This is a genomic window from Pseudomonas sp. Marseille-Q5299 (assembly GCF_943737035.1).
In the GTDB taxonomy this organism is placed as follows: Bacteria; Pseudomonadota; Gammaproteobacteria; order Pseudomonadales; family Pseudomonadaceae; genus Aquipseudomonas; species Aquipseudomonas putida_E.
Genome location: NZ_CALSFR010000007.1, coordinates 257,778 through 283,715, shown reverse-complemented (window position 1 = coordinate 283,715; position 25,938 = coordinate 257,778). Strand labels below are relative to the sequence as shown.

Here is a 25,938-nt window from a genome sequence, read left to right as displayed (position 1 = left end):
AGCCCGAACCTATAACGACATGTCCCTTCCAAAGAATCACCTGGAACTGCTCAGCCCTGCCCGTGACGTGGCCATCGCCCGTGAAGCGATCCTGCACGGCGCTGACGCCATCTACATCGGTGGCCCGAGCTTTGGCGCGCGCCACAACGCCTGCAACGAAGTGGGCGAAATCGCCGAGCTGGTAGAGTTCGCCCGGCGCTATCACGCCCGCGTGTTCACCACCATCAACACCATCCTGCACGACAACGAGCTGGAACCAGCGCGCAAGCTTATCCATCAGCTGTACGACGCCGGCGTCGATGCGCTGATCGTGCAGGACCTGGGGGTGATGGAACTGGACATCCCGCCGATCGAGCTGCATGCCAGCACCCAGACCGACATCCGTACCCTGGAGCGGGCCAAGTTCCTCGACCAGGCCGGCTTCTCCCAGCTGGTACTGGCCCGTGAACTGAACCTGCAGCAGATCCGCACCATCGCCGCCGAAACCGACGCGGCCATCGAGTTCTTCATCCACGGCGCGCTGTGCGTGGCCTTCTCCGGCCAGTGCAACATTTCCCACGCCCAGACCGGCCGCAGCGCCAACCGTGGTGACTGCTCGCAGGCCTGCCGCCTGCCGTACACCCTCAAGGACGACCAGGGCCGTGTGGTGGCGTTCGAGAAGCACCTGCTGTCGATGAAGGACAACAACCAGACCGCCAACCTGCGCGACCTGGTCGATGCCGGCGTGCGCTCGTTCAAGATCGAGGGCCGCTACAAGGACATGGGCTATGTGAAGAACATCACCGCCCACTACCGCAAAGAACTCGACGCCATTCTCGAAGACCGCCCGGGCCTGGCCCGCGCCTCCAGCGGCCGCACCGAGCACTTCTTCGTACCCGACCCGGACAAGACCTTCCACCGCGGCAGCACCGACTACTTCGTCACCGACCGCAAGGTGGACATCGGCGCCTTCGACTCACCAACCTTCACCGGCCTGCCGGTAGGTGTGGTGGAAAAGGTCGGCAAGCGCGACCTGCAGGTGGTCACCGAAGTGCCACTGACCAACGGCGACGGCCTCAACGTGCTGGTCAAGCGTGACGTGGTGGGCTTCCGTGCCAACATCGCCGAGCCGCGTGGCGAGTTCGAAGAAGACGGCCACAAGCGCTACCGCTACCGGGTCGAACCCAACGAGATGCCCGAGGGCCTGCACAAGCTGCGGCCCAACCACCCGCTGTCGCGCAACCTGGACCACAACTGGCAGCAGGCCCTGCAGCGCACCTCGGCCGAGCGCCGGGTAGGTGTGGAGTGGCACGCCGTGCTCACCGAGCAGCGCCTGATGCTCAGCGTCTGCAGTGAAGAAGGCGTCAGCGTGCAGGTCGCCCTGGATGGCCCGTTCGGCGCAGCCAACAAGCCGCAGCAGGCCCTGGACCAGTTGCACGACCTGCTCGGCCAGCTGGGTACCACGATGTACCACGCCAATGCCATCGTGCTGGACGCACCGCAGGCGTACTTCATCCCCAACTCGCAGCTCAAGGCCCTGCGCCGCGAAGCCATCGAGGCGCTGACCGAGGCGCGCATCAAGGCCCACCCGCGTGGCGGGCGCAAGGCCGAGACCACGCCGCCGCCGGTGTACCCGGAGTCGCACCTGTCGTTCCTGGCCAACGTCTACAACCAGAAGGCCCGCGACTTCTACCACCGCCACGGCGTGCAATTGATCGATGCGGCGTACGAAGCGCACGAGGAGCACGGCGAAGTGCCGGTGATGATCACCAAGCACTGCCTGCGTTTCTCGTTCAACCTGTGCCCCAAACAGGCCAAGGGTGTGACCGGCGTGCGCACCAAGGTGGCGCCGATGCAGTTGATCCAGGGCGATGAAGTGCTGACCCTGAAGTTCGACTGCAAGCCGTGCGAAATGCACGTGGTCGGCAAGATGAAGAGCCACATCATCGACCTGCCGACACCCGGCAGTGCGGTGGCTCAGGTGGTCGGGCACATCAGCCCGGAAGACCTGCTCAAGACCATCCCGCGGGCACCGCACTGAGGGTGATACGCCCCTGTGGCCTGTAGGAGCGGCCTTGCCGGGGCGCCGGACCGGTCGGAAAGGGCTGCGAAGCGGCCCCAGCTGACCAGCAGCGATGCAAAAACCTGGGGCCGCTGCGCAGCCCTTTCGCGACACAAGGCCGCTCCTACAACAACCGCGAGACCTGCGCAGCGGCCGCCTTTACACCATCACAAAATTCCCAGCCCCCGTGCCGTCCGGTCCACGGCAATGCGCGTCTTGTCCACCAGCTCATCGAGCTCGCCATGCGTGGCCACCAGCGCCGGCGCCATGATCATCCGCCCCAGCGTCGAACGGATGATCACACCTTCCTCGAACCCGTAGGTGCGGCACTGCCAGGCCAGGTCGTTCTCGTTGGCGTAACGCTTGCGGCTGCCCTTGTCCTCGGCGAACTGCAACGCCGCCACCAGCCCCGCGCCTTGCACCTGGCCAATCAACGGATGGTTGGCAAACACCTCACGCAGGATACGCTGCAGATACGGGCCGGTATCGTCCTTGACCTGGCGCACGATACCTTCGTCGCGCAGCGCCTTGAGGTTGGCGATGGCCACTGCGGCCGCCACCGGGTGCCCGGAATAGGTCAGGCCGTGGGCGAATACCCCGCCACGCTCCACCAGCGCCTCGGCGATGCGCTTGCTCAGCACCAGGCCGCCCATGGGTACATAACCTGACGTCAGGCCTTTGGCGATGGACAGGGTGTCCGGCTCGAAGCCGAAGTACTCGTGGGCGAACCATTCACCGGTACGGCCAAAGCCACCGATCACCTCGTCGGCGCACAGCAGCACATCATACTGGCGGCAGATGCGCTGGATTTCCGGCCAGTAGCTTTCCGGCGGGAAGATCATGCCGCCCGCGCCCTGGAACGGCTCGGCCACAAAGCCTGCGACATTCTCTGCGCCCAGCTCGAGGATTTTCTCTTCCAGCTGCAGGGCGCAGCGGCGGCCGAACTCGGCCGGCGTCAGCTCGCCACCCTCGGCGTACCAGTACGGCTCGTCGATGTGTGCCACATCCGGAATCAACCCGCCCATCTCATGCATGAACTTCATGCCCCCTAGCGCTGTGGCGGCCAGAGTAGAGCCGTGGTAGCCGTTCCAGCGGCCGATCATGACCTTCTTGTTCGGCTGGCCGACCACCTGCCAGTAACGGCGCACGGTGCGGATCAACACCTCGTTGGCCTCGGAGCCGGAGTTGGTGTAGATCGCGTGGCTGTAGTGCCCGGGCAGCAAGCTGAAGAGCAGTTCGGACAGCTCGATCACCGCCGGGTGGGTGGTGTGGAAGAACATGTTGTAGTACGCCAGCTGGTCCATCTGCGCGGCGGCGGCGGCGGTCAGGTCCTTGCGCCCGTAACCCAGCTGGGTGCACCACAGCCCGGACATGCCGTCCAGGTAGCGCCTGCCGTCGTTGTCCCACAGGTACAGGCGTTCGCCGCGGGTGATGACCCGTGGGCCTTCGGCGTTGAGCGCCTTCTGGTCAAGGAAAGCGTGGATGTGGTGGGCCGCGTCGCTGGCCTGGTAGTCGCGGGTGTCGCGTTGCGGCTGGAAGGGTGCGTTCATTGTTGTTCTCCGTGAGTGAGGGTCAGCGCAGCTGGAACCAGGTGGTCTTGAGCTGGGTGTACTTGTCGAAGGCGTGCAGCGACAGGTCGCGGCCAAAGCCCGACTGGCGGCCGCCGCCAAAGGGCACCGCCACATCGAGGGCATCGACCGTGTTGACCGAGACGGTGCCCGCCTTCAACTGCCGGGCCACGCGGTGGGCGCGGTTGAGGTCGTCGCTCCACAGCGAAGCGGCCAGGCCATAAACGCTGTCGTTGGCCAGGCGTACGGCCTGCGCTTCGTCGTCAAAGGCAGTGATCGCCAGCACCGGGCCGAACACTTCTTCGCGGGCCAGGGCCGAATCCGGGCGCACGTCGGCGAACACCGTTGGCGCGATGAAGTTGTTCGAGCCGTTGAAGGTCAGCCGCTGGCCGCCGCACAACAGGCGTGCGCCGTCGCCCTGGGCCTGCTCGATGGCAGCCATGACACGTGCGCTCTGGGCGTCGTCGACGATGGCACCGGCGCGGCTGGCCGGGTCCAGGGGGTCGCCGGGCAGCCACTGGCGGGCCTTGGCCAGCAGGCGCTCGACGAACTCGTCGTGGACCGAGCGCTGCACATACAAGCGCGAATTGGCAGAGCACACTTCGCCCTGGTTGAAGAAGATGCCGAAGGCCGCTTTCTCCGCTGCCAGGTCCAGGTCCTGACAGTCGTCGAACACCAGGTTCGGGCTCTTGCCGCCACACTCCAGCCACACCTGTTTGAGGTTGGATTGCGCCGAGTACTGCATGAAGTACTTGCCCACCTGGGTGGAGCCGGTGAACACCAGGCAATCCACATCCGGGTGCAGGCCAAGGGCACGGCCAGCGCTTTCACCCAGGCCCGGCACCACGTTCAGCACACCTTCGGGCACGCCTGCCTCAAGCGCCAGTTGGGCCAGGCGCAGGGCCGAGAACGGCGACTGCTCGGCGGGTTTGAGCACCACGCTGTTGCCGGCGGCCAGCGCCGGGGCGACCTTCCAGGCAGCCATGTCCAGCGGGAAATTCCACGGCACCACGGCGCCGACCACGCCCAGCGCTTCGCGCGTGACCGTGGCCAGGGCATTGCCTGCGGTTGGCGCGACCTGATCGTAGACCTTGTCCAGCGCCTCGCCGTACCAGGCGAATACGTTGGCCGCGCCGGGCACATCGATGGTGTAGGCGTCCATCACCGGCTTGCCCATGTTCAGCGAGTCGAGCAACGCCAGCTCCTCGCGGTGGGCCATCATCAGTTCGGCCAAGCGCAGCAACACGCCCTTGCGTGCCGCAGGTGCCATGCGCGCCCAGGGGCCTTGCTCGAAGGCGCGACGCGCCGAACGCACAGCCTGGTCGATTTCGGTATCGCCGCAAGCGGCGACCTGGGCCAGCAACTGCCGGTTGGCCGGGTTGATGGCATCAAAGGTCACCCCTGACTGCGCCGCCAGCGGGCGGCCGTCGATCAGCGCCGTGGTGATGAAGCTTTGCCTTGCAGCGCGCTGCTGCCAATCGCTTTTCGTATGCACGCAGGTCTCCCTTGCGGCCGCGCGGGCGGCCGGTTGCAGTTGTTGTAGGTGTGGGTGGCCGTGGCGCCGTCAGCGCCTTCGCAGGTAACTTTCCAACGGGTCCTTGCTCAAGCCTTCCTGGGCCTGGGCCAGCGAATCGATGAACAGCGAGAACAGCTCGGACTGCTTGGCGATATCGAGCTTGGTGTAGAGGTTCTTGCGGTGGGTCTTGACCGTGTCTTCACTGATGCCCAGGCGCTCGGCCAGCGAGCGCGTGGAGTGGCCGCGCAGCAGGTACTGGGCGATGCGGCACTCGCGCTCGGTGAGCAGCGAGGAGCCGAAGTTGTTCAGCGCGGCGTTGATCTGCCGGCCCAGGGCACTTTCGAAGCGCCCGCCCACGGCATCGACATCCAGGTGGCTCCACTGGCGCCGCACCACGGCCACCACCCAGGGCGCCACACATTTGAGGTCGCTGACCTGCTGACGGTCCAGGCGTCGGGTACTGGCCAGGGCCACGGCGATGGTCAGGTGTTCATCCAGAGGGACGATGAAGTTCAGTTCGTCCTCCAGGTGTGCGTGCTGGTAGAACGACAGGTAGTACTCGCTGCGCTTGAAATGGTCGGGGGCAACGTCGCTGAGGCGAAAGCAGCCGGCAGCCACACCGTCCATGCAGGCACGGTAGAACGGGCACAGCAGGTAGTAGCCTTCCAGGTAGCGCTGCACGTTGCCTTCGGGCAGCCATGGGCCCTCCTCGTCCTTGACGAACAACGCCGAGGGCAGGCCCTTGCGTGGGTAAAGAAACACCGTGATGGCCTGGCACGGCGCAAGCAACTTGAGCGCGGCGAACAGCGCCTCGACGAAGCCCGGCGTGCCTTGGGCGTCGATGACACGGGCCATCTGCGCGTACCAGTCGGGCGATTTCAGCCGGTCTTTGCTCATTGTCGTCGTCCCATGCCGGGGTGGTCATGGTTGGGATTCTTGCATGGGATGCCGGGGGCGGCCATCACCCTTCGGGGTGAGGTTGTGGCATGCTCTGCAGCTCTTTCATTTCAGGGCCTGAACATGCTGATCGACGAAGAACTGACCCTGAAAAAACTCGAGACCTTCCTCGCCTTCATGCGCAGCGGCAACCTCGGGCGCGCCGCCGCCGAGTTGTCCACCAGCGCGGTCAGCGTGCACCGGGCCATTCATTCGCTGGAAAGCGCCCTGCGCTGCCCGCTGTTCAAGCACGAAGGCCGTCAGCTGATTCCGCTGGAAAGCGCCTATGTGCTGGAAAAGAAAGCCCGCCAGTTGATCCAGGACGCTGAGCAGATGGTGCGCCAGACCCGCGAGGCGGCTGGTTTCTACGCCGAGCGCTTCCGCCTCGGGGCCCTGTATTCACTGACCGTGAAGACCGTGCCCAAACTGGTGATGGGCCTGAAGCTGCGGCGCAGCGAGCTGAACATCGACCTGACCCTGGGCTCGAATGTCGACCTGCTGCAGCGGCTGAAGAACCATGAACTGGAGGCGGTGCTGGTGTCGCTGGATGAAAGCGTGGCCGACCCTGCCTGCGAGCAATTGCCGCTGTTCTCCGACGATATCTACCTCGCCGTGCCCACTGATTCGCCGTTTGCCGAGCAGCAGGAGGTGGACCTGGCGGACCTGGCCGAGTCCACCTTCATCACCCTGACCCAAGGCTTTGCCACCCACCGCGATGGCGCACGGGTGTTCCAGCAGGCCGGGTTCGAGCCGAAGGTGGCGATGCAGGTGAACGACATCTTCACCCTGCTCAGCATGGTCAGTTCGGGGGTGGGCTTTGCACTGTTGCCGGGGCGCATTGCTGCGGTGTACGAAAACCGGGTGAAGCTGATTGCGCTGCAGCCGCGTTACCGGCTGCAGCAACATATCGGCGTGGTGTTCCTCAAGGCCCGGGAGCGCGAGCCCAACCTGCTGGCGCTGCTGGCGGAATGCCGAATGTACAGCCGGGAAAACTGAGCGGCGCACACCGCGGCGGTTCGCCAGAACCACCGCGACAAAGCCGGCCTACGCCACCAGGCCACGCATGCAGAAGTACAGCAGCGAAGGCCCCAGCAGGCAGCCCAAGGCGGTGTAGAACGCTGCGGTCAGGCAGCCATAGGGCACCAGCTTGGGGTCGGTCGCCGCCAGCCCACCGGCCACACCGCTGGAGGTGCCCATCAAGCCACCGAAGATCACCGCAGTGCGCGGGTTGTTCAAACCGATCATCGGTGCCACGAACGGCGTCACCACCATGACCAGGATCGCTTTGACCAGCCCGGCGGCAATCGACAGCGCCATCACCTCGGAGCTTGCGCCAATCGCAGCGCCCGTCACCGGCCCGACGATATAGGTCACTGCCCCGGCGCCGATGGTGGTCAGGCTGACCGCATCGGTGTAACCAAAGGCCATGGCCACCCCTACCCCTGCGACGAACGAGGTGCCGATGCCGAAGAACAGCGATATCACCCCGGACACCCCGGCGCGCTTGAGTTCTTCGATGTTGACGCCAAAGGCCGTGGCGACGATGGCAAAGTCCCGCAACATGGCCCCGCCCAGCAGGCCGATGCCCGACAGCAGCGGAATGTCCACCAGCCCTTTTTGCCCGCCCGTCATCACCCCGCCGACGTAAGACAACGCCAGGCCCAGGAAAATAGCGATGGCAGAGCCGTGCAAACGCCCGCGGGTCAGCTTGTCGGAGAACCAGTAGGACAGCCACATGGTCACGCCGATCACCGCGAAACCACTGACCAGGCCATAACCGTTGATCACTTTCATCATGGATTCGTACATGGCGGTCACCGTTGCGAAGCAGTCAGGGGTTTGTCGGTGCCCGCCTCAGGCTTCTTTTGCCCGATGCGGTCCAGCAGCGGCACCATGGCAAAGCTTGCGACCACCGCCACGACGCCTGCCGTTATCGCCATCGGCCCACCGGACAACGCGCCCAGCACATTCTGCTGGGCGGCCATGGCCACCACGATGGGGATGTAAATGGCGCTCCAGAATTCCACGCCCTGTTCGGACTTGGCCTTGATCAGGCCACGCTTGTTGAGGTAACTGCCGATGAAAATCAGCAGCAGCATGGCGATGCCGACACCGCCGACGTTGGCTGGTACGCCCAGGAGCTTGCCCAGGAGTTCACCGATAAACAGGCCTACAAGGGTACACAGGGCCAGAAAGGCCACACCGTAGATGATCATTGTTGTTGTCCTCGCGTTGGGTCGAAGTTGCTTGTTGTTGTCCTTCGAAAAACACGGCATTTATGGGCGCTGGCTGACCTCCTGACGCAGCAGGGCGTCCACTGTATCGAGTCGGGTTTGCTCCAGGGCAAGCACGCGCCCCTGTTCGAACACCGGGCGGGCCAGGCCGGTCAGCACGCTGCCCGGCGGTAGCTCCAGGTGCAGGCGCACGCCGCGCTCATAGGCGTTGCGCAACGTAGCACGCCAGTCGACGAGCCGGGCCATGTTGCCGGCAAGGTCGTCACGCAGGCGTTGCGGGTCCAACAGCGGCCGCGCGCTGCTGCCACTCAGGTAGGTGATGCGCGGGCGGTTGATCTTAACGCTGGCAAACGCGTGTGCCAGCTCGGCCGCCGGGCCGTCGAGCAAGCGGCAATGGGAGGGCACGCTGACCGCCAGGCGCCTGGCCACGCCCTGGCCACGGCTGCGCGCCCTGGCGGCAACCTCGGCCATGGCCGTGTCGCTGCCGGCGATGACGATCTGGTTGTCGCTGTTGAGGTTGGCCAGGTACACCTCGCCGCCCACCTGCGCCAACAAGCGCTCGACACTGGCCAGATCCAGGCCACTCAGAGCGGTCATGCCGTAGCCTTGTGGGTAGGCACGTTGCATGAGCTCACCACGCAGGGCCACAAGGCGTACGGCATCGGTAAAGGCCAGGGCGCCCGCGGTGACGGCGGCAGGGTAGGCGCCTATCGACAGCCCTGCCACATAGTCGGGGGCCGGGCTGCGTTGCAATAACGTGCGCGCCCAGGCCACCCCGGCCAACAGCAAACACAACTGCACGGCGCGGGTCGATTGCAATGCCTGCTGGCTGTCCAGGGCCAGCACCTGTTCATTGAGCGTATCGCTGGCCTCTTCCAGCAACGCTGCCGAGCCTTCGGGCAGGCGATGCAGCATCCCCGCCTGCTGCGCGCCCTGGCCAGGGAAGGCGAACAGGCTGCTCACGCTGCGCACTCCAGCAGGTTCCATGGGTCGGCCACCAGCCGTGCGCCAAGCGCCGACTTGAGCAGCACGCGCTGCGCCACCCCGGCCCATTCGCGAAGGGCGATGCCACCTGCAGGGGTTTGCAGTTGCACGTCGATACGGCAAGGGCCGCAGTCGAGGCTATCGAGCAACTCACGCGCCTTTGCCCGGCTCATGGGCCGCGGTGTGCGTAGCAGCAGGTCGAGGTCGCTGGCCGCGTGCAGCACCTCGACCCCTGTAGCCAGCTGGTAACCCACCCCACCCGTCGGCCCCCAGGCCAGCCCGCAGGCGTCGAGCACAGGGGCCACGCTGGCCAGCGCCTGTAGCGCGGCCCAGGGGCTCGCGCCCTGCCCGCGCAAGGCTTCGGGGCGCAGTTGCCGGCGAATGTCCGCCACGCGCATCTGAACACCCAGGCGCTGCGCGCGCCCCTCCCCGCGCAGCCCCACCGCCACCCAACCTGCCGCGCAGCAGGCACGGCGCACCACCACCGGCTGCCCGGCCGCCAGTACCTGCGTGGCCCAGGCAGGGGCATCGACAGGCAGCGCGGCCGGGGTCATCCCCCAGAGCAGGTCATGTGGCTGCGGCGCGCTCATCTCAGGCCTCCTGCCACTGGCTGCGCAAGCGTGCACGCACTTCGCGGGACGCACTGCGGTGCTCGCCGGCCAACCGTGACGTCAGGTCGGTCGTGTTGCCGATATCGCGCAGCGCTTCGGCCAGGCACGCACGCACCTGGGCCAGATCGCTTGCGCTCGGGGTATCCGCGTTGTCCACACTCAGGCGCCGCCACAAAAGGCCCAGCGAGGCATAGCTGGCCAGGTCGTAGGCCATCGGCGGCACCTCGGCGGCCAAGGTTTCCAATTCTTCGACGCTGCGCAAGGTGATCCGCGCCGCCGCCGCCTTGCCCATCGCGTGCACCATCACCCCGCTGTCATCCAGCGCAATCAGCCGCTGGGCCTGGTAGCCGTGGGCCAGAAACGCACCGGACATGGCCTTGCCCACCAGCAGGCCAATAACCGGGTGCCCGGCCAGGCGTGCCTGGGCATAGGCCTGCACCGCAGCGGCCAGCGCCTGGTGGATGCCCAAGGCTTCCTCGCGGCGGCCATAGGCCTGGCTGGGCACATCAATGACCGCGACGATGGCGCGCTTCTCGCCATCGCGGTCCAGCTCAATCGCCTCGCTCACCGCCTTGGCCAAGGCCCAGCCTTCGAGCAGGCCGACTTCACCGTTGCGCGCCCGGGGGAACGGGTTGTGCGCATCCGGCACCACGGCAATGAAGCGCGCCGTGCGGTTGTCCAGCTCGCCGTCGATGACCCGCAGCGAGGCGGGATATCCTGGCAGTGCTTCGCTGCCGGCCAGGCCTGGCAGCCAGTTCAGGGCACGGTTCATGGGGCATCTCCTTGGTAAAGGGCGCGTACGGCGGCGGCGTCCAGTTGCGGGCAGTCATTGCCCAGGCTGGCAAGCCGCTCGAGGTACCAGGCGTGGCGGCCTGCGCGGTTGGCACTGGGTACGTCGAGCAACTGCAGCAGCTGCTGGCGAATGCTGTCGACGTCATCGGCCACATAACCATCCACCAGGCCGCTGGCATATCGTTGCTCGCCACCGGTCAGGCTCCAGATGAAGGGGCGGTCCTTGGCGTCGTACTCGGCGATGCCAGCTTCCTGCTCGATCACCTGCGGGCCGTTGAGGCCCAGGCGCGCCTCACGGGTCACCAGCAGGTGGCTGCACAGCCCCGCTGCGATGGACATGCCGCCAAAGCAGCCCACCGAGCCTGCGACCAGCCCGACCACCGGCTGATGGCGGCGCAGCTCGACGATGGCCGCCTGGATCTCGGCAATCGCCGCAAGGCCCAGGTTGGCCTCCTGCAGGCGCACCCCGCCGGTCTCCAGCAGCAGCACGGCGCAGGTCGGGGTGCCGTTGCGGTTGTCTTCTATGGCCAGCTCCAGCGCACCGGCAATCTTGGCCCCGCCCACTTCGCCCATGCTGCCGCCCTGGAACGCGCCTTCGATGGCGGCGATGACCGTGTTGCGGCCACCGAGCAAGCCCTTGGCGATGACCACGCCGTCGTCGGCCTGGGGCACGATGCCCTGGCGCGGCAACCACGGCGACATCAGCCGCTCGAACGGGCCTAGCAGTTCGCGAAAACTGCCTGGGTCGAGCAAGGTGCGGGCACGCTGGCGCGCTCCCAGTTCGACGAAGCTGCGGCTCTGCAGCAAGCGTTCGGTGTCAGTCATGGGCGATCTCCTCGAAACCTTGCTCAAGGCGCAGGCGTACCACGCCAGGCGTGGCGCCGAAATCATGGATGTCGATGTTCACCGCCGGCCACGTGCGCCCTTGGAACAGGCGCTGGAAGAGTTGCTCCCAGCGGGCGCCGCTGCCGTTGACCGAGGTCACCACCTGGATGTTCAGGCTGCCGGCCGTGCCGGGCTCCATCAGGACTTCCAGGTCGCCCGAGCTGACGCAACCCACCAGGGTGCGGCCACGGCCAGGCTCGGCGGCAGGGAATTGAAAGGTCAGGGTTTCCATGTCACAGGCTCCCGGCTTTGTCGAGGAACAGGCAGGCGGCCAGCAGGTCGGCGGCACCGCCCGGTGAGGCGTTCAGTTGCAACAGTTGGGTGTCCAGCAGGCGCAAGTGGCGGCGGCCGTCGAGGGTGGCACTGCCACCGGCTGCGAGCACATGGCGGGCGCCCTGTTGGAGCGTTTGCAGGCCCTCGGGGCCGGCGCGCCAGAGCACGCAGGTGTCACTCAGCGCGGCCATGATCGCCAGCAAGGCATCGAGGCGTGCGTGGTTTTCGCTGACACCGTTGGCGCGGCTGCGGCGCAGTTGCGGCAGGCCGTGTTCGATCACGGCAGGAAAGCCCTGTTGCGCCTGTTCGCGGGCACCGCCGGCGCCGTAACGGTGGCGCACCTGGGTGCCGTGGCTGTCGTGGGCGGTGGCGGCCGGGTCATCGATCAGGGCGATGCGCCCGGCACGGGCTGCGACGGTACTCGCGTCAGCCTGGGCATCCAGGGCCCGGGCGGCCACCAGCAAGCCAAGGGCCCATATCGCGCCGCGGTGGGTATTGACCCCGGCGGTGGTGGCCAGCATCGCAGCCTCCCCTTCACGGCCGATACGGCCCAGCTCGATGCGCAGCGCCAGGCCAACCTCGCCATGGGCCTGGGCGGCGTCGGCCATTTGCCGCAAGCAAGGCCAAAGGGCAAGCGCCGAGGCATGCATAAGGGCCAGCGTCATGTCGCTGTGCGCGCCGCTGCTGCGCCGGTCCACCAGGCCGGGCTTGGGTGACAGGTCGGCCTCGTCCAGCAGGGCTTCCACGGCCAGGTCGGCCAGCCGGTCGGCAAGGGGAATGGCGTTTTCAGGTGCCGGCCTGATCGCCGGCAAGCCTGCCCCCACAGGGATCGTGCAGTTTTCAAGCGGGCGGCCGGCCCGGTGAAGGGGATCATAGGGTTGCAGATCGAATAGTTGCATCACCAGCTCCTGAACCGTGCGGGCGGGTTGTACAGGCCACCGGACCACTCCACCAGGTCGGCGATGCTGCGCGCAGCGAGCAGTTCACGGCTGGCATCGGTACGGCGGATGCCCAGGTCTTCGGGCAAGGCCACCAGGCCTTGCTGGCGCAGGCGCAAGGTGTCCTTGGGGTCATGGCGCAAGCCGATGGCGGTGACCCCGGCCACGGCGGCGATCATCTGCTGGCGCTCTTGCAGGCTGCGGGCCTTGTACAGGTACGCGATACCCTCTTCGGTGAGCAGGTGGGTGACGTCATCGCCGTAGATCATCACCGGTGCCAGCGGCATGCCGGCCTTCTTCGCCACGTCCACGGCGTCCAGGGTTTCGACGAAGGTCGGTTTGCCGCCTTCTTGGTAGGTTTCGACCATCTGCACCACCAGCTTGCGGCCGCGTTCGAGCAAGGTGTCGGGCACCGTCATGTCGAGCCAGGCCGGGGTGGCGTGGCGCCGGCCGCGGGGGTCGTGGCCCATGTTGGGCGCGCCGCCGAAGCCGGCCAGGCGGCCGCGGGTGACGGTCGAGGAATGGCCATCACCATCGACCTGCAAGGTGGCGCCGATGAACAGGTCGACCGCGTACTGCCCGGCCAGCTGGCACATCATGCGGTTGGAGCGCAGCGAGCCGTCGCGGCCGGTGAAAAACACATCCGGGCGTTGCGCGATGTAGTCTTCCATGCCCAGTTCGGTGCCGAAGCAATGCACGCTTTCGACCCAGCCGGTCTCGATGGCCGGGATCAGCGTGGGGTGCGGGTTGAGCGTCCAGTTGCGGCAGATCTTGCCCTTCAGGCCCAGCGACTCGCCGTAGGTCGGCAAAATCAGCTCGATGGCGGCCGTGTTGAAACCAATGCCGTGGTTGAGCGACTGCACGTTGTGTTTTTCGTAGATGCCGCGGATGGCCATCATCGCCATCAGCACGTGCACCGGTTTGATGTGCCGTGGGTCGCGGGTGAACAGTGGCTCGATATAAAACGGCTGGTCAGCGACCACCACGAAGTCCACCCAGGAAGCCGGAATGTCCACGCGCGGCAGGTCGTCGACGCGGTCGACCAGCTGGTTGACCTGGGCGATCACCAGGCCATCGCTGAAGGCGGCCGGCTCCACCAGTGCCGGCGTGTCCTCGGTACTGGGGCCGGTATACAGGTTGCCGTCACGGTCGGCCATGAACCCGGCGACCAGGGTTACATTGGGGATCAGGTCGACCAGCAGGCGCGAATACAACTCGATGTAGGTATGAATGGCGCCGACTTCGAGCTGGCCGTCTTCCAGCAACTGGCCGATGCGCAGGCTCTGCGGGCCGGCGAAAGAAAAGTCGAGCTTGCGGGCGATACCCCGTTCGAACAGGTCCAGATGCTCGGCACGGCTGACGCTGGGCATGATCATGTGCAGGTCGTGCAGGCGCTCGGGGTCGGCCTTGGCCAGCGAACGGGAGAGGAAGTCGGCCTGCTTCTGGTTGTTGCCTTCGAGCACCACCCGGTCCCCTGGGGCGATCAACAGCTCCAGTGCCTCGACGATGCGCTCGGTTGGCAGCACCACACCGTCGGCCAGGTGACGGACCCGCTCCAGGCGGCGCTGCTTCTCGGCGCGCCGCCTGGACCATTGCGGCGGTGGATTCTTCGTTATGGTCATGGGTGACTCCACGGGTTCGCTGTCGTGGGGGCACAGTAGGACGCGGGGGTTTGGTGATCAATCAAGCTGGGGGGCTGATCGTTACGGTCAGGGTAATGGTTGCAATGGGGTTGCCTGCAATGCACGACCCTGAAAAACTCAAAGCCGTAGCCATGGCAAAAACGCACGCCTCACCTGCAGATATATCCATTGTGCAGGGCAATTTTGCATGACAGGATCCACCGATCCTCCAGCGCATTCCAGACTTCACTTGGAAAATCAATAACAAAGCAGGGAGAACGCGATGACCGCGCACGCTAATACCTCGGCAACGGCCCATGTTCTGGCCGAGGTCCGCAACCAGATTGGCCACCTCACCCTCAACCGCCCCAGTGGCCTCAACGCCCTGACCCTCGACATGGTGCGCAGCCTGCGCCAGCACCTGGACCACTGGGCCGATGACCCGCAGGTGCAAGCGGTGGTGCTGCGCGGCGAAGGCCCCAAAAGCTTTTGCGCCGGCGGCGACATCCGCTCGCTGCATGACAGCTACAAGGCTGGCGACACGCTGCACGAAGACTTCTTCGTCGAGGAATACGCCCTTGACCTAGCGATCCACCGCTACCGCAAACCGGTGCTGGTGCTGATGGACGGCTTCACCCTGGGTGGCGGCATGGGCCTGGCACAGGGCTGCGACCTGCGTATCGTCACCGAGCGCAGCCGGCTGGGGATGCCCGAAGTCGGCATCGGCTATTTCCCCGACGTTGGCGGCAGCTACTTCCTCTCGCGCATCCCCGGGGAGCTGGGCACCTACCTGGGCGTCAGTGGCGCGCAGATCCAGGCGGCCGACGCGCTGTATTGCGGGCTGGCCGACTGGTACCTGCCAAGCGAAAAACTCGCTGAACTGGATGAAGGCCTCGACCAACTGGACTTCGGCGCCCATCCGCTCAAGGCGTTGCAAAACCTGCTCGCGAAGCTGGGCAGCCAGGTGCTGGACGATGCGCCGCTGGAAAAACTGCGCCCGGTCATCGACCACTTCTTCGCCCTGCCTGATATGGCAGCAATCATCGAGCAACTGCGGGCAGTCAGCATCGGCGACAGCCACCAGTGGGCGCTGGCCACCGCCGACCAGCTGGAAAGCCGCTCGCCACTGGCCATGGCGGTTACCCTGGAGATGTTGCGCCGCGGCCGTTACCTGCCGCTGGAAGCGTGCTTCGCCATGGAGCTGCACCTTGACCGCCAGTGGTTCCAGCACGGCGACATCATCGAAGGTGTGCGCGCCCTGATCATCGACAAGGACAAGCAGCCACGCTGGAACCCGCCGACCTTGGTGGGCCTGCAACGCCAGCGCGTCGACCAATTCTTCGAAGGCCTGTGAGCCGGGGAGTACACAGATGCAAGACCTGGAACTGAGCGAAGAGCAGATCATGATCCGCGACATGGCCCGGGACTTCGCCCGCGGCGAAATCGCCCCGCATGCCCAGGCCTGGGAAAAAGCCGGCTGGATCGATGACGGCGTGGTGCGCAAGATGGGTGAGCTGGGCCTCTTGGGCATGGTGGTGCCGGAAGACTTCGGCGGCAGCTACACCGACTACGTGGCCTATGCCCTGGCCGTCGAGGAAATCTCCGCAGGCTGTGGCGCCACCGGTGCGATGATGAGCATCCACAATTCGGTGGGCTGCGGCCCGCTGCTGGCCTATGGCACGCCCGAGCAGCAGCAGGCATGGCTACCGCGCCTGGCCAGCGGCGAGGTGATCGGCTGCTTCTGCCTGACCGAGCCACAGGCCGGTTCCGAAGCGCACAACCTGCGCACCCGCGCCGAGTTGATCGACGGCCAATGGGTGATCAATGGCGCCAAGCAGTTCGTCAGCAACGCCCGCCGCGCGGGCCTGGCGATCGTCTTTGCCGTGACCGACCCAGAGCTGGGCAAGAAAGGCCTCTCCGCATTCCTGGTACCCACCGACAACCCGGGGTTCAAGGTCGATCGCAGCGAGCACAAGATGGGGATCCGCGCATCCGACACCTGCGCCGTCACCTTCGACAATTGCCGCATCCCCGCCGCCAACCTGTTGGGCGAGCGTGGCAAGGGCCTGGCCATTGCCTTGTCCAACCTCGAAGGCGGGCGTATCGGCATCGCGGCCCAGGCCCTGGGCATCGCCCGTGCCGCGTTCGAGGCTGCGCTGGTCTATTCCCGCGACCGGGTGCAGTTCGGCAAGCCGATCAACGAGCACCAGAGCATCGCCAACCTGCTGGCCGACATGCAGGTGCAGGTCAATGCCGCACGGCTGCTGATCCTGCATGCCGCACGTCTGCGCAGCGCAGGCAGACCCTGCCTGTCGGAGGCGTCACAGGCCAAGCTGTTCGCATCGGAGATGGCCGAGCGGGTGTGCTCGATGGCGATCCAGGTGCATGGCGGCTATGGCTACCTGGAAGATTACCCGGTCGAGCGCTATTACCGTGACGCACGCATCACGCAGATCTATGAAGGGTCGAGCGAGATCCAGCGGATGTTGATTGCCAGGGAGTTGAAGCACTATCCGTTGTGATGTTCCTCGCTGGGGCCCACAGGTAAAGCCCTGCCCGCCAGGCTGGCAGGGCTCCTGTGGGAGCAACTGGCTTGCCAGCGATTGTGCCCGTCAAGTCAGCGCCGTTGCTTGAAGGTCTGCGAAGGCAGCTGCCCAAAACGCTCGCGGTAGGTCTCGGAAAACCGCCCCAGGTGCAGGAAGCCGTAATCCATTGCCAGTTCCGTCACACTGCGCACCGCGCAACTGCCATCACTCAGGCACGCATGCAGCCGCTCCAGTTTGCGTTGGCGTACGTACTGCTTGGGCGTGGTGCCCAAGTGGCGATCGAACAACGCATACAATGAACGCACACTCATGCAGGCCTGTTCGGCCAGCGTCTCGGCTGCCAGCTCCAGTTTGAGGTTGCGGTCGATGTAGTCCAGGATCCGCTCCAGGCTGGCCCCCGGCGTAGCCAGGCTTTCCCGGCGGATGTTGGTGCTCATCAGCGTCAACAGCTTGCTGGCGACGATCTGGCTGTAGTGCCCCTGCACCCGCGGCAGCGAATCACTCACCTCGGCCTCATGGCAGACCATGGCCAGCAGGTTGACGAAACCGTCCAGCTCTTCGAGCCGGTAGTGGTTGCGCAAAAACCGTACCCCTCCCTCAGGCCGCTGCCAGCGCTGCTCCTCGCAGATCGAGTCGAGCATGTGCGTCGGCACCTTGAGAATGAACTTCTCGCAGTCTTCGGAATAGGTAAGGTCCACCGGGTCGTCGGGGTTGATCAGCAGCAGCTCGCCCGGCACCAGGTGGTGCTCGCGCTGATGCCCGCGCCACAGGCAATTGCCGTTGAGTAGCACCTGCAAGTGATAGATGGTTTCCAGGGCTGGTGAGGTGACCCGCACGCTGCCACCGTAGCTGATGCGGCACAGGTCGAGCTCGGCGAACTTGCGGTGGCTGAGGCTGGCCTGCGGATGCGTGGTGCGCGACAGCCCGATGCAGTGCTGGCCCACATGACGGTTGACGTAATCGGACACCGCATAAGGGTCGGCGTGATGGAACACGCTACTGCGCTCGCTCAGCAGGCGGCTTTCCATAGGCAAGGCACTCGGCATCGTTATTGTTCTGGGCGCCGCACCCTACTGGCCTGGGGCCTGTGGTTGCGGTCGTTCACGGTCATTCTACCGGGCCGGGGTCGGGTTTCTAAAGGCAGCTGACCGCCGGTGGCTTGGTCCCACACTAAGCAAAAGATGGGGGTTGGGCAATGAGATGTTCGGATTGGCCGGGCGGCTATCGGACAGGCGCGAGCAGCGCTTGGGCGGTTATCGAACGAAACAGCTTGCAACCAACCTGCACGTCCACCCGGTAACTTTTCCCACATCAGAACCTGCAGATCTGTTAAAAAACCGCATGCCCACCTACTTCCTTACGCACCTGCGCCGTCGCTGGCTCACCTGGCTGTGTGCCACCTTCCTGATGGTCGGCCTGCCGGCCGGCTGCGCCGTGCTGCAGCACAAGGAACGCGAACTGGTATTCCGTATCGAACCTGGCCAGGCCAGCTGGTTCCGCGGCCTGCCCAAGGGTGTGCAGGAACTGGACCTGCGCCCGCGCAGCTTCGCCGCCAACCAGAGCCTGCACGCCTGGTGGTGGCCGGCCCGCCGCGCCGATGCGCCGGCCATCCTCTACCTGCACGGCGTACGCTGGAACCTCACCGGCCAGCTGTTTCGCATCGAACAGCTGCATGCCATGGGGTATTCGGTGCTGGCCGTGGATTACCGAGGCTTCGGCCAAAGCCGCGGCGGCCTGCCGTCCGAAGCGACAGTTTACGAAGACGCGCGCATTGCCTGGGAGCGGTTTGCCCAACTGCAACCCGATGCAGGCAAACGCCTGATCTTTGGCCATTCACTGGGCGGCGCAGTGGCGGTGGAGCTGGCTGCCGACCTTTCGCGCCAGGCGCAGAAAGACGGCGGTACAGCACCGGCGCGGGGGTTGATCCTGGAGTCGACCTTCACTTCACTGGGGGATGTCGCCGCTGCCGTGGCCGATACCACCCTCCCGGTGCGCTGGTTGCTGTCGCAGAAATTCGATTCGCTGGACAAGATCAAGGACGTCGGCCTGCCATTGTTGCTGGTGCACGGGCTCGACGACCGTTTCGTGCCGCCGCGCTTCAGCCAGCAATTGTTCGAAGCGGCGCAGGAGCCCAAAACCTTGTTGCTGGTACCGGGGGCCAGCCACAACAACAGCATGAGCCGCGCCGGCCAGCGCTATCAGCGTGCGATTCGGGCATTGCTGTAACGGGGTTCACTGCACCGGCAGGAAATTCATCAGCAACAGGCTTTGCGCGTAGTTGAGCCCGATCCGCCGGTAGCGCTCATCTAACAGTTGCGCCAGCAGATCCAGCCGCGCCACGATCTTGCCGAACTCCACTGCAAAACTCAGGTTGCTGCCCTCCTGCGAAATCTCGTTGGAAAATAACAGCAATACCCCATTGGCATCCTGGCGCTGGCTGAGCATCCAGGTGGCCTTTTCGATGTTGCGAGCGGCGTTGTTGACGAACAAAGGGTCGATGGTGTCCGTCATGTAGAACTCGGTTCGCCCACCGTGTGCGGTGATCAGCATGCTGCCGATGGCGTAGATGAACGCACCGACCCGGTCACCGCGAAACTCCGGGCTCAGGGCATAACTCAAGGCAACGAGGTCGCGACGGTTGCCAAGCTGCGCCAAGGGTTGACGCTGTTCGATGGCAATGCGGATCTGCCGCTCTGCAGTGGCGGCATCGAGGTAACCGGACATCTTCCACTGGCTGGGGTTGCGCAGGTACAGCTTGTTCATCAGCAGGTACAGGCTCTGCAGGTTGTCGCGCATGGCCAGCGTCGCCATGCGGTCGACACTGGTCTGGAACAGCTCGCTGGGCTTGCCGTTGCCGAACTGGCTGACGATGTCCTGGCCTTGCTGCTGGGTGCAGGCGCCCAGGCAGACCAGTGTGCCTGCCAGCAGCAGGCGCGGGAAGAATACGGGTTTGCTTGCAACCATCGGCACCGGGTCGAAATCGGCGGCCGTGCCGGGGATCGGCGCGGCCTGGCCAAGCATAGAGCCCGCAAACCGGAAAAAGTGCGATGGCGGGGCTACCGCAAGTCAGTGCACCTGCTCGCCGGCTTGCCTAGGTCTGCCAGGCTGGCGCCCATGAAAGCCCTGCAACCAGCGATCACATGGCGTGGCGCAGCATCTGCACCACTTGAGCGTGCAGTACCGGATCACCACACGCCACCACACAGCCGCCGTGCTGTGCCGAACTGCCATCCCAAGCGGTGATCACCCCGCCCGCCCCTTCGATGATCGGCATCAGCGCCTGCACGTCATACGGTTGCAGGCTCGCTTCGACGATCACATCGACAAACCCCGAGGCCAGCATGCAGTAGGCGTAGCAATCGCCGCCGTAGCGCATCAGCCGCGCCTTGTCAGCCACGGCCTGGAACGCAGCCTTGCGCTCTGGGGTATCGAACATGTCTGGCGTCGTGCACATCAAGGTTGCCGCCGCCAGGTCTGCACAGGCGCGGGTCTTCAATGGCGTGCCGCTGCGCCACGCACCTTCGGGGGTACCGACGAAACGCTCACCGGTGAAAGGTTGGTTCATCACCCCCAGCACGGGGCGGGTACCATCGTTCAGGGCGATCAGCGTGCCCCACAGTGGCAGGCCGGTGATGAAGGCGCGAGTGCCATCGATGGGGTCGAGCACCCAGGTCAATGGGCTGCTGCCGATTGCCACACCCTGCTCTTCGCCAAGAATGCCGTGTTCCGGGTAACGCGCCTGGATCAGCGTGCGCATGGCGTCTTCGGCAGCCTTGTCGGCCACGGTCACCGGGTCGTACAGGCGCCCGCCCTTGTCCTCGACGTCCAGGCTGGCACGAAAGTACGGCTGGATCGCGGCTGCAGCGGCATCGGCCAACTGCTCGGCGAAGGCGCGGAATTCGCCGGTCTGTTCAGCACTCAGGGACATGAAACGGGCCTCGTGAAATGATGGGGCTGGCATCATACCCGACAAACCCTTTGGCAGTAGACGCCTGCGTATTCGCGGGCAAGCCCGCTGCCGCCTAGACTGAACAGACCAGATCAACAGGCATGAACCGGGGGGCTGCCCACACGTGGAGGTGTGCGATGAGCCAGTTCAAGCGTTTGTTAGTCATGCTCGGCCCGCAGATGCGTTACACGCCCGCGCTGCAACGCGCGGCGGCGTTGGCTGAATCCAGCGGTGCCCTGCTGGATATCAATGTCTTCGTCGACGATGTCGACACCTTTGGCCTGATGAGCGACGGCCGTGAGCGCGAGCGGCTGCTTGCCGACAACCGCCAGTGGCTGGCCGATGCCACCGAGCAATTGCGCGATGACGGCCTGGATGTGTCCACCGAACTGCTGCTCACCCGTGATCCGCTGGGCAGCGTGATCGAGCGCATCGAGCAGTTGGGCTGTGATTTGCTGATCAAGGATGTACAGCACGAACCGGTGCTCAAGCGCCTGTTGGTCACACCGCTGGACTGGCAACTGCTCAAGGACAGCCCGGTGGCCGTGCACCTGGTCAGCGACATTCGCCTGCCGCTGCCCCGGCAAATCGCCGTCGCCGTCGACCTCAACAGCCACGGTGCCGGCGAACACCTGGACGAGCAGGTGATCCACTGCGCCCATGCCTTGGCCCTGCAGTGCAACGCCGAACTGCACCTGTTGCATGTATGCGATGCGGCCAGGACCCATCTCGCCGACTTCGGCGCCGGCACGGTGACCATGCCCGGTTTCGAGGGCAGTGTGCGCACCGCGCAACGGGCAGCGTTCAATCGCCTGGGTGACCATCACCAGGTCCCGCTGGAACGCCGACACTTTCTGGAAGGTGCAGCGATTCGGGCGATCGCCCAGTTCGTCAGCCACGGCCGGGTCGATGTGATCGTGATGGGCAACCACCGGCATGACGCCATGCAGACGTTCCTGGGCGGGACCACGGCGCATGTGCTGGAGCATCCGTTGTGCAATGTGCTGGCGGTCAAAGGGGTGCGTTGAGGCATCAGCTGAGATTTTTGGGCTGTCGGATCGAGCGCCGGCTGCGCGGTGCTTGATCTGACAGCCCAGTCAATCGCACGACCAGCACCAAACTGGTACTCCCGACCCACTTAAAAATAATGCATTTGATAATGATTCGTAGTACTTTCGCGACGTATCAATCCCCTTCCTAGCGCCCTACTTCAGGATCGTACCGTCGATGCGTCGCACGTTCGTTTCGCTTTGTGTACTACATGCTGTCTCCCCGTTGGCTTTCGCCGAGGCTGAAACACTCGGTAACCCCGCCCAGATCGAACTCCAGGCCTTGAACATTAACGGTACCGCCGACAGCGAACGCGCCGATGGACCGGTCGAGGGCTACAAAGCCAGTCGTTCGGCCAGTGCCACGCGCACAGACACCGCGCTGCACGAAATACCGCAGTCGATTAGCGTCGTACCCAAGGATGTACTCGAAGACACCGGCGCCACGCGGCTGCAGGACGGCCTTGACTACGCAGGCGGCGTTGGCCGCGCCAACAACTTTGGCGGCCAGGGCCTGACCACTTTCACGGTGCGCGGTTTCACCACGGGCGAGTTCTACCGCAATGGCTTCCCGATCAACCGTGGCTACCCCAATGCCCCCGATGCCAACAGCGTCGAGCGGCTGGAAGTGATACGCGGCCCAGCCACCAGCCTCTATGGCCGTGGCGACCCGGGCGGGACCTTCAACGTGGTCAGCAAGCAGCCACTGGCCGAACCCAAGGTGACGCTTGGCAGCCAGCTCGACGACCAGGGCATGCACCGGGCAACCCTCGATGCCACCGGTCCGCTCAATGAAGAGGGCTCGCTCGCCTACCGCCTGAACGTGCTGGGTGAAGGTGGCGAAAGCTTCCGCGACGATGTCGAGAGCGAACGCTACGACGTTGCGCCCGTGCTGAGCTGGCAGGTCAATGACGCCACGAAGATCGTCTTCGAGGGCGACTTCATGCGCAACAACCACCCGCTGGACCGGGGCCTTACCCGCCTGCCCGGCCAGCGCGGCACCGCCTCGCGTGACACCAATATCTGGGAAAAAGGCAGCGACAACCTGCTGCACAACGACAACAACATGGCGCAGTTGCGCTTCGAGCACGCGCTCAGCGAAGACTGGACCTTGGGTGGCGGCATGCAGTGGCTGGACGGCTCACTCAAGGGCAACGCCGTGGAAGCCAATGCGTTGCAGGCTGATGGCCAAACCCTTGGGCGCAACTTCAACTACCGCAAGCTCGAATGGACCGACCGTGACTACCAGCTCAACCTGACCGGCCACTTCGACACAGGTGGCTTCGCCCACACCCTGCTTACCGGTATCGAATATGAAGACTATGACTACAGCTCGATCATTCAACGTTCGGCCGCCGGTGCCGGCGCCTATCCGATCGACATCTTCGACCCGGTGCTGGGCCAGCCCCGCCCTGCCCTGACCCGCACGACTACCCACGACAAGGAAAACCTCAAGACCTGGGCCGCCTTCATCCAGGACCAGGTCGCCCTGACCGAGCGCCTGAAGGCACTGGCCGGGGTGCGCTTCGAGCGTTACGAGCATGACTACGACAACAAGCTGAACAATGCTGGTGACTTCAGCAAGGGCGAAAACGGCGTCACCCCTCGTTTCGGCCTGCTGTATGACATCACCGACACGCTTGCCGTGTACGCCAACACCGCGCGCTCGTTCAAACCCAACAGCGGCGCCAGCCTGCAAGGCAGTGGTTTCGACCCTGAGAAAGGCAAGTCGTATGAGTTGGGTGTGAAGTGGGAAGCGCCCGATCGCCAGCTAAGCATCGACGCGGCTGTCTACCACATCGTCAAGGAAAACGTGCTGACCCGCGACCCCAATGACCCTTCTGGTACCTACAGCATCGCCGCCGGCGAGGTGCGCAGCCGCGGGCTGGACATCAACATTGCCGGCAACCTCACCCCTGAGTGGCGTGTGATCGGTGGCTATGCCTATGTCGACGCCGAGGTCACCCAGGACAACACCGTGCCCAGCGGCACGCGCCTGGCGAACATCCCGCGCAACAGCTTCAGCCTGCTGAACACCTACGAGTTTCAGGATGGACTGGCCAAGGGCCTGGGGCTGGGGGTTGGGGTGAAGTACATCGATGACCGTGCCGGGCAGACCGCCGCGACGACCTACACCATGGCGAGCTACAGCGTGGTCGACCTGCACAGCTTCTACAAGGTCAACGAGCATGTACGGCTGAACCTGGACGTGAAGAACGTGTTCAACAAGGGCTATGACGAAGGGGCGTTCAACACTTACGTGTACCCGGGTGCACCGCGCACGGTGCAAGCCGGGGTTGCGTACACCTTCTGAATGGCCGGGGCCGCTGGCGCGGCCCGCCGTTTCAGAACGCCTTGCTGTAGAACAGCGAGTAGGATTCGATGCCGTCGTTCGGCTGTTTGATACCGGCGTTGGAGTAGTGCATGGCACGGATGCCGACTTTCTGCTCGCCCGGCAACTTCAGGCCGAAGCCGATGCGGTCCTCGAAATTGACCGACGAACCCAGGTGTTGATCGCCGACATCGGTCTTGGAAAATGCTGCCAGGCCGATGCCTGCCTCGATGTACGGGGTGTAGGTGAAGCCGCTGAATTCGTAGGTGAACACCGGGCTGAACGACAGCGAGTGAGCACCGCTGGCCTCGCCACCTTCCCAGTAGGTGTAGGCTGCATCCCAATAACCGGTCACGAAGCCGGTGCTGCTTTGCAGCCATTTCTTGTCCCAGTCGAAGGCCAGGCCGATACGGTAAGTCATGTCGCCCTGGCTGGTGGCGCCCACGGCGCCGGACACCTGCGCGGCCTGGGCCAGATTGGCCCCGGCAACAGCCAATGCGGCGGCTGCGAGCATAGTGGCAAGACGGGTTTTCATCGATGACATCTCCTGATGGTCAACACGGGCAAGCGGGGGCTTTTGCCCCTCGATTTTTACGGTGGCCGGTGCATCCAACCGGTCACACGAGGTAATACTTTTCTGATTATTGTCCAATTAATCAGAAAGTTGGAAGTGAATTGCCACCAATGGCTAATGTTCAGTACGGTCTGAGCCAGCGCGCCGCTCCTCAAGCAGCTTAACGAACATGCTCAAGCTGCGCGATACGGTACCGCGGCGCCACACCAGCCAGGTCTTGAGGTAGCGAAAATCCTCCGACATGGGCCAGGCGCTAACCGTGGTGCAGCCGGGCATGTTGTCGAGCATGCTGCGTGGCAACATGGCCAGGCCGGCACCTGCGCTGACGCAGGCGAGCATGCCGTGGTAGGACTCCATTTCATGGATCTTGCCTGGTACCGCCTGGTCCTGGACGAACCAGTTCTCGAAATGATGGCGGTACGAGCAGTTGGCACGGAAGGCGTAGATACTCGCACCGTTGACGTCCTGCGCACGGGTTACCGGGGCATGGTTGAGCGGCGAGATGATCACCATCTCCTCCTCGAATACCGGCATGCCTTCAAGCGTGGGGTGCAACAACGGGCCATCGACGAATGCTGCCACCAGGCGCCCGGACAGCACGCCTTCAAGCATGGTCCCCGACGGCCCGGTGGAAAGGTCCAGGTCGACTTTCGGGTAGCGCTGGTTATAGGCGGCCAGCAATGCCGGTATACGCACGGCTGCGGTGCTCTCCAGCGAACCCAGGGCGAAGGTGCCTTGCGGGTCTTCGCCCGCCACCGTCAACCGGGCCTCGTGCACCAGGTCGAGGATGCGCCGGGTGTATTCGAGGAAGTTCCAGCCAGCCGGCGACAGGCGCAGGCGGCTTTTTTCACGGATGAACAACTCGACACCCAGGTCTTTCTCCAGCTGCTTGATGCGCGTGGTCAGGTTAGACGGCACCCGATGGATGTGCTGGGCGGCGGCGCTGATGCTGCCCTGTTCGGCCACTGCCTTGAAGATCTCCAATTGCACCAGATCCACAGTCATTCTCCAAACGTGAATGTTTCGCTCATTATTATTCAGTTTTCATTAAACCCCTAGCCCACTAGTCTGGCCTCACTGATGAACAA

General features: G+C 64.7%; 25 protein-coding genes. 8 read left to right on the top strand and 17 right to left on the bottom strand.

The genetic code is table 11. The annotated features are described in order from the left end of the window. Window positions 1-19 precede the first annotated feature (19 nt). Window positions 20-2,020 (top strand): peptidase U32 family protein, encoded by a 2,001-nt coding sequence (locus tag NGJ21_RS20340; protein ID WP_251962578.1) that lies wholly within the window; start codon window positions 20-22, stop codon window positions 2,018-2,020. 188 nt (window positions 2,021-2,208) lie between these two features. Here the strand turns inward: NGJ21_RS20340 and NGJ21_RS20335 are convergent, their stop codons facing one another. The 3 genes from NGJ21_RS20335 to NGJ21_RS20325 all read right to left on the bottom strand — a co-directional run bounded on the left by NGJ21_RS20335 (window position 2,209) and on the right by NGJ21_RS20325 (window position 6,022). Continuing rightward, window positions 2,209-3,591, bottom strand: coding sequence for an aspartate aminotransferase family protein (locus NGJ21_RS20335; protein ID WP_012314721.1), 1,383 nt, complete (start codon window positions 3,589-3,591; stop codon window positions 2,209-2,211). A 22-nt stretch (window positions 3,592-3,613) separates the two neighbouring features. Continuing rightward, a complete protein-coding gene (locus NGJ21_RS20330) occupies window positions 3,614-5,104 on the bottom strand; it encodes an aldehyde dehydrogenase (protein ID WP_115274638.1) in 1,491 nt (496 codons plus the stop codon). Window positions 5,105-5,173: 69 nt separating this feature from the next. Further along, window positions 5,174-6,022, bottom strand: a complete 849-nt coding sequence (locus NGJ21_RS20325) for a helix-turn-helix transcriptional regulator (protein ID WP_119687137.1) — start codon at window positions 6,020-6,022, stop codon at window positions 5,174-5,176. A gap of 123 nt (window positions 6,023-6,145) precedes the next feature. Between NGJ21_RS20325 and NGJ21_RS20320 the strand changes: the two genes are divergently transcribed. Continuing rightward, window positions 6,146-7,057, top strand: coding sequence for a LysR family transcriptional regulator (locus tag NGJ21_RS20320; protein ID WP_012314724.1), 912 nt, complete (start codon window positions 6,146-6,148; stop codon window positions 7,055-7,057). A gap of 48 nt (window positions 7,058-7,105) precedes the next feature. Here NGJ21_RS20320 and madM read toward each other — a convergent pair whose 3' ends face one another. The 9 genes from madM to mdcA are packed head-to-tail and all read right to left on the bottom strand — an operon-like array spanning window position 7,106 to window position 14,400. Next, on the bottom strand, window positions 7,106-7,870 hold the full coding sequence (gene madM / locus NGJ21_RS20315; RefSeq protein ID WP_012314725.1) for a malonate transporter subunit MadM: 765 nt from the start codon (window positions 7,868-7,870) through the stop codon (window positions 7,106-7,108). Window positions 7,871-7,875: 5 nt separating this feature from the next. Then, window positions 7,876-8,277 (bottom strand): malonate transporter subunit MadL, encoded by a 402-nt coding sequence (madL, locus tag NGJ21_RS20310; RefSeq protein ID WP_115274637.1) that lies wholly within the window; start codon window positions 8,275-8,277, stop codon window positions 7,876-7,878. 60 nt (window positions 8,278-8,337) lie between these two features. After that, window positions 8,338-9,258: a malonate decarboxylase subunit epsilon gene (gene mdcH / locus NGJ21_RS20305; protein ID WP_115275532.1), complete on the bottom strand. Its 921-nt coding sequence runs from the start codon at window positions 9,256-9,258 to the stop codon at window positions 8,338-8,340. Then, complete coding sequence (locus NGJ21_RS20300; protein ID WP_115274636.1) at window positions 9,255-9,869, bottom strand: malonate decarboxylase holo-ACP synthase; 615 nt, start codon at window positions 9,867-9,869, stop codon at window positions 9,255-9,257. Before NGJ21_RS20300 ends, mdcH begins: the two co-directional genes overlap by 4 nt. Window position 9,870: 1 nt before the next feature. Next, window positions 9,871-10,662: a biotin-independent malonate decarboxylase subunit gamma gene (mdcE, locus tag NGJ21_RS20295; protein WP_046786020.1), complete on the bottom strand. Its 792-nt coding sequence runs from the start codon at window positions 10,660-10,662 to the stop codon at window positions 9,871-9,873. Next, window positions 10,659-11,507 carry a biotin-independent malonate decarboxylase subunit beta gene (locus NGJ21_RS20290; protein WP_119687139.1) on the bottom strand — a complete coding sequence of 283 codons (849 nt, stop codon included), beginning with the start codon at window positions 11,505-11,507 and terminating at the stop codon, window positions 10,659-10,661. Before NGJ21_RS20290 ends, mdcE begins: the two co-directional genes overlap by 4 nt. After that, on the bottom strand, window positions 11,500-11,799 hold the full coding sequence (locus tag NGJ21_RS20285; RefSeq protein WP_012314731.1) for a malonate decarboxylase subunit delta: 300 nt from the start codon (window positions 11,797-11,799) through the stop codon (window positions 11,500-11,502). The genes NGJ21_RS20290 and NGJ21_RS20285 overlap by 8 nt, the downstream gene beginning before the upstream one ends. A 1-nt stretch (window position 11,800) precedes the next feature. Further along, window positions 11,801-12,739, bottom strand: coding sequence for a triphosphoribosyl-dephospho-CoA synthase (locus NGJ21_RS20280; RefSeq protein WP_204918124.1), 939 nt, complete (start codon window positions 12,737-12,739; stop codon window positions 11,801-11,803). Further along, window positions 12,739-14,400 carry a malonate decarboxylase subunit alpha gene (gene mdcA / locus NGJ21_RS20275; RefSeq protein ID WP_251962577.1) on the bottom strand — a complete coding sequence of 554 codons (1,662 nt, stop codon included), beginning with the start codon at window positions 14,398-14,400 and terminating at the stop codon, window positions 12,739-12,741. The genes NGJ21_RS20280 and mdcA overlap by 1 nt, the downstream gene beginning before the upstream one ends. Window positions 14,401-14,453: 53 nt before the next feature. Here mdcA and NGJ21_RS20270 point away from each other — a divergent pair, with 53 nt between their 5' ends. From NGJ21_RS20270 to NGJ21_RS20260, 3 genes are all read left to right on the top strand, one after another. Further along, window positions 14,454-14,612 (top strand): hypothetical protein, encoded by a 159-nt coding sequence (locus tag NGJ21_RS20270; RefSeq protein ID WP_251962576.1) that lies wholly within the window; start codon window positions 14,454-14,456, stop codon window positions 14,610-14,612. A gap of 71 nt (window positions 14,613-14,683) precedes the next feature. Beyond that, entirely contained in the window at window positions 14,684-15,754 is a 1,071-nt protein-coding gene (locus NGJ21_RS20265) for an enoyl-CoA hydratase/isomerase family protein (protein WP_251962575.1), read from the top strand. A 16-nt stretch (window positions 15,755-15,770) separates the two neighbouring features. Further along, window positions 15,771-16,922, top strand: a complete 1,152-nt coding sequence (locus NGJ21_RS20260) for an acyl-CoA dehydrogenase family protein (protein ID WP_115274632.1) — start codon at window positions 15,771-15,773, stop codon at window positions 16,920-16,922. A gap of 95 nt (window positions 16,923-17,017) precedes the next feature. Here the strand turns inward: NGJ21_RS20260 and NGJ21_RS20255 are convergent, their stop codons facing one another. Continuing rightward, on the bottom strand, window positions 17,018-17,974 hold the full coding sequence (locus tag NGJ21_RS20255; RefSeq protein WP_119687142.1) for a helix-turn-helix transcriptional regulator: 957 nt from the start codon (window positions 17,972-17,974) through the stop codon (window positions 17,018-17,020). A 313-nt stretch (window positions 17,975-18,287) separates the two neighbouring features. Here NGJ21_RS20255 and NGJ21_RS20250 point away from each other — a divergent pair, with 313 nt between their 5' ends. Further along, window positions 18,288-19,172, top strand: a complete 885-nt coding sequence (locus NGJ21_RS20250) for an alpha/beta hydrolase (protein ID WP_251962574.1) — start codon at window positions 18,288-18,290, stop codon at window positions 19,170-19,172. 6 nt (window positions 19,173-19,178) lie between these two features. On the opposite strand, the gene NGJ21_RS20245 is transcribed toward NGJ21_RS20250, so the two are convergent. Both NGJ21_RS20245 and hisN read right to left on the bottom strand, forming a co-directional pair. Continuing rightward, the gene (locus NGJ21_RS20245; protein ID WP_115275530.1) at window positions 19,179-19,910 is read right to left on the bottom strand and encodes a hypothetical protein; all 732 of its coding nucleotides are present in this window, start codon (window positions 19,908-19,910) and stop codon (window positions 19,179-19,181) included. Window positions 19,911-20,082: 172 nt separating this feature from the next. Beyond that, on the bottom strand, window positions 20,083-20,874 hold the full coding sequence (gene hisN, locus NGJ21_RS20240) for a histidinol-phosphatase (protein WP_115274630.1): 792 nt from the start codon (window positions 20,872-20,874) through the stop codon (window positions 20,083-20,085). Window positions 20,875-21,032: 158 nt separating this feature from the next. Between hisN and NGJ21_RS20235 the strand changes: the two genes are divergently transcribed. After that, complete coding sequence (locus tag NGJ21_RS20235; RefSeq protein WP_046786012.1) at window positions 21,033-21,923, top strand: universal stress protein; 891 nt, start codon at window positions 21,033-21,035, stop codon at window positions 21,921-21,923. A gap of 199 nt (window positions 21,924-22,122) precedes the next feature. Continuing rightward, the gene (locus NGJ21_RS20230) at window positions 22,123-24,258 is read left to right on the top strand and encodes a TonB-dependent siderophore receptor (protein ID WP_251962573.1); all 2,136 of its coding nucleotides are present in this window, start codon (window positions 22,123-22,125) and stop codon (window positions 24,256-24,258) included. 31 nt (window positions 24,259-24,289) lie between these two features. Here the strand turns inward: NGJ21_RS20230 and NGJ21_RS20225 are convergent, their stop codons facing one another. Together NGJ21_RS20225 and ptrR are read right to left on the bottom strand one after the other, a co-directional pair. Beyond that, window positions 24,290-24,811 (bottom strand): acyloxyacyl hydrolase, encoded by a 522-nt coding sequence (locus NGJ21_RS20225; RefSeq protein ID WP_046786010.1) that lies wholly within the window; start codon window positions 24,809-24,811, stop codon window positions 24,290-24,292. Between the two features lie 153 nt (window positions 24,812-24,964). Then, the gene (gene ptrR / locus NGJ21_RS20220) at window positions 24,965-25,849 is read right to left on the bottom strand and encodes a putrescine utilization regulator PtrR (protein WP_251962600.1); all 885 of its coding nucleotides are present in this window, start codon (window positions 25,847-25,849) and stop codon (window positions 24,965-24,967) included. Window positions 25,850-25,938: the final 89 nt, after the last annotated feature.

Bases quoted from the DNA above. Each gene is read 5' to 3' on its own strand.
- NGJ21_RS20300 (WP_115274636.1), bottom strand. From the start codon at position 9,869: ATGAGCGCGCCGCAGCCACATGACCTGCTCTGGGGGATGACCCCGGCC.
- NGJ21_RS20280 (WP_204918124.1), bottom strand. From the start codon at position 12,739: ATGCAACTATTCGATCTGCAACCCTATGATCCCCTTCACCGGGCCGGC.
- NGJ21_RS20285 (WP_012314731.1), bottom strand. From the start codon at position 11,799: ATGGAAACCCTGACCTTTCAATTCCCTGCCGCCGAGCCTGGCCGTGGC.
- NGJ21_RS20250 (WP_251962574.1), top strand. From the start codon at position 18,288: ATGCCCACCTACTTCCTTACGCACCTGCGCCGTCGCTGGCTCACCTGG.
- NGJ21_RS20290 (WP_119687139.1), bottom strand. From the start codon at position 11,507: ATGACTGACACCGAACGCTTGCTGCAGAGCCGCAGCTTCGTCGAACTG.
- NGJ21_RS20225 (WP_046786010.1), bottom strand. From the start codon at position 24,811: ATGAAAACCCGTCTTGCCACTATGCTCGCAGCCGCCGCATTGGCTGTT.
- NGJ21_RS20255 (WP_119687142.1), bottom strand. From the start codon at position 17,974: ATGGAAAGCCGCCTGCTGAGCGAGCGCAGTAGCGTGTTCCATCACGCC.
- NGJ21_RS20340 (WP_251962578.1), top strand. From the start codon at position 20: ATGTCCCTTCCAAAGAATCACCTGGAACTGCTCAGCCCTGCCCGTGAC.
- NGJ21_RS20325 (WP_119687137.1), bottom strand. From the start codon at position 6,022: ATGAGCAAAGACCGGCTGAAATCGCCCGACTGGTACGCGCAGATGGCC.
- madL (WP_115274637.1), bottom strand. From the start codon at position 8,277: ATGATCATCTACGGTGTGGCCTTTCTGGCCCTGTGTACCCTTGTAGGC.
- NGJ21_RS20230 (WP_251962573.1), top strand. From the start codon at position 22,123: ATGCGTCGCACGTTCGTTTCGCTTTGTGTACTACATGCTGTCTCCCCG.
- mdcA (WP_251962577.1), bottom strand. From the start codon at position 14,400: ATGACCATAACGAAGAATCCACCGCCGCAATGGTCCAGGCGGCGCGCC.
- hisN (WP_115274630.1), bottom strand. From the start codon at position 20,874: ATGTCCCTGAGTGCTGAACAGACCGGCGAATTCCGCGCCTTCGCCGAG.
- madM (WP_012314725.1), bottom strand. From the start codon at position 7,870: ATGTACGAATCCATGATGAAAGTGATCAACGGTTATGGCCTGGTCAGT.
- NGJ21_RS20245 (WP_115275530.1), bottom strand. From the start codon at position 19,910: ATGGTTGCAAGCAAACCCGTATTCTTCCCGCGCCTGCTGCTGGCAGGC.
- mdcE (WP_046786020.1), bottom strand. From the start codon at position 10,662: ATGAACCGTGCCCTGAACTGGCTGCCAGGCCTGGCCGGCAGCGAAGCA.
- NGJ21_RS20260 (WP_115274632.1), top strand. From the start codon at position 15,771: ATGCAAGACCTGGAACTGAGCGAAGAGCAGATCATGATCCGCGACATG.
- NGJ21_RS20335 (WP_012314721.1), bottom strand. From the start codon at position 3,591: ATGAACGCACCCTTCCAGCCGCAACGCGACACCCGCGACTACCAGGCC.
- NGJ21_RS20235 (WP_046786012.1), top strand. From the start codon at position 21,033: ATGAGCCAGTTCAAGCGTTTGTTAGTCATGCTCGGCCCGCAGATGCGT.
- NGJ21_RS20265 (WP_251962575.1), top strand. From the start codon at position 14,684: ATGACCGCGCACGCTAATACCTCGGCAACGGCCCATGTTCTGGCCGAG.
- NGJ21_RS20320 (WP_012314724.1), top strand. From the start codon at position 6,146: ATGCTGATCGACGAAGAACTGACCCTGAAAAAACTCGAGACCTTCCTC.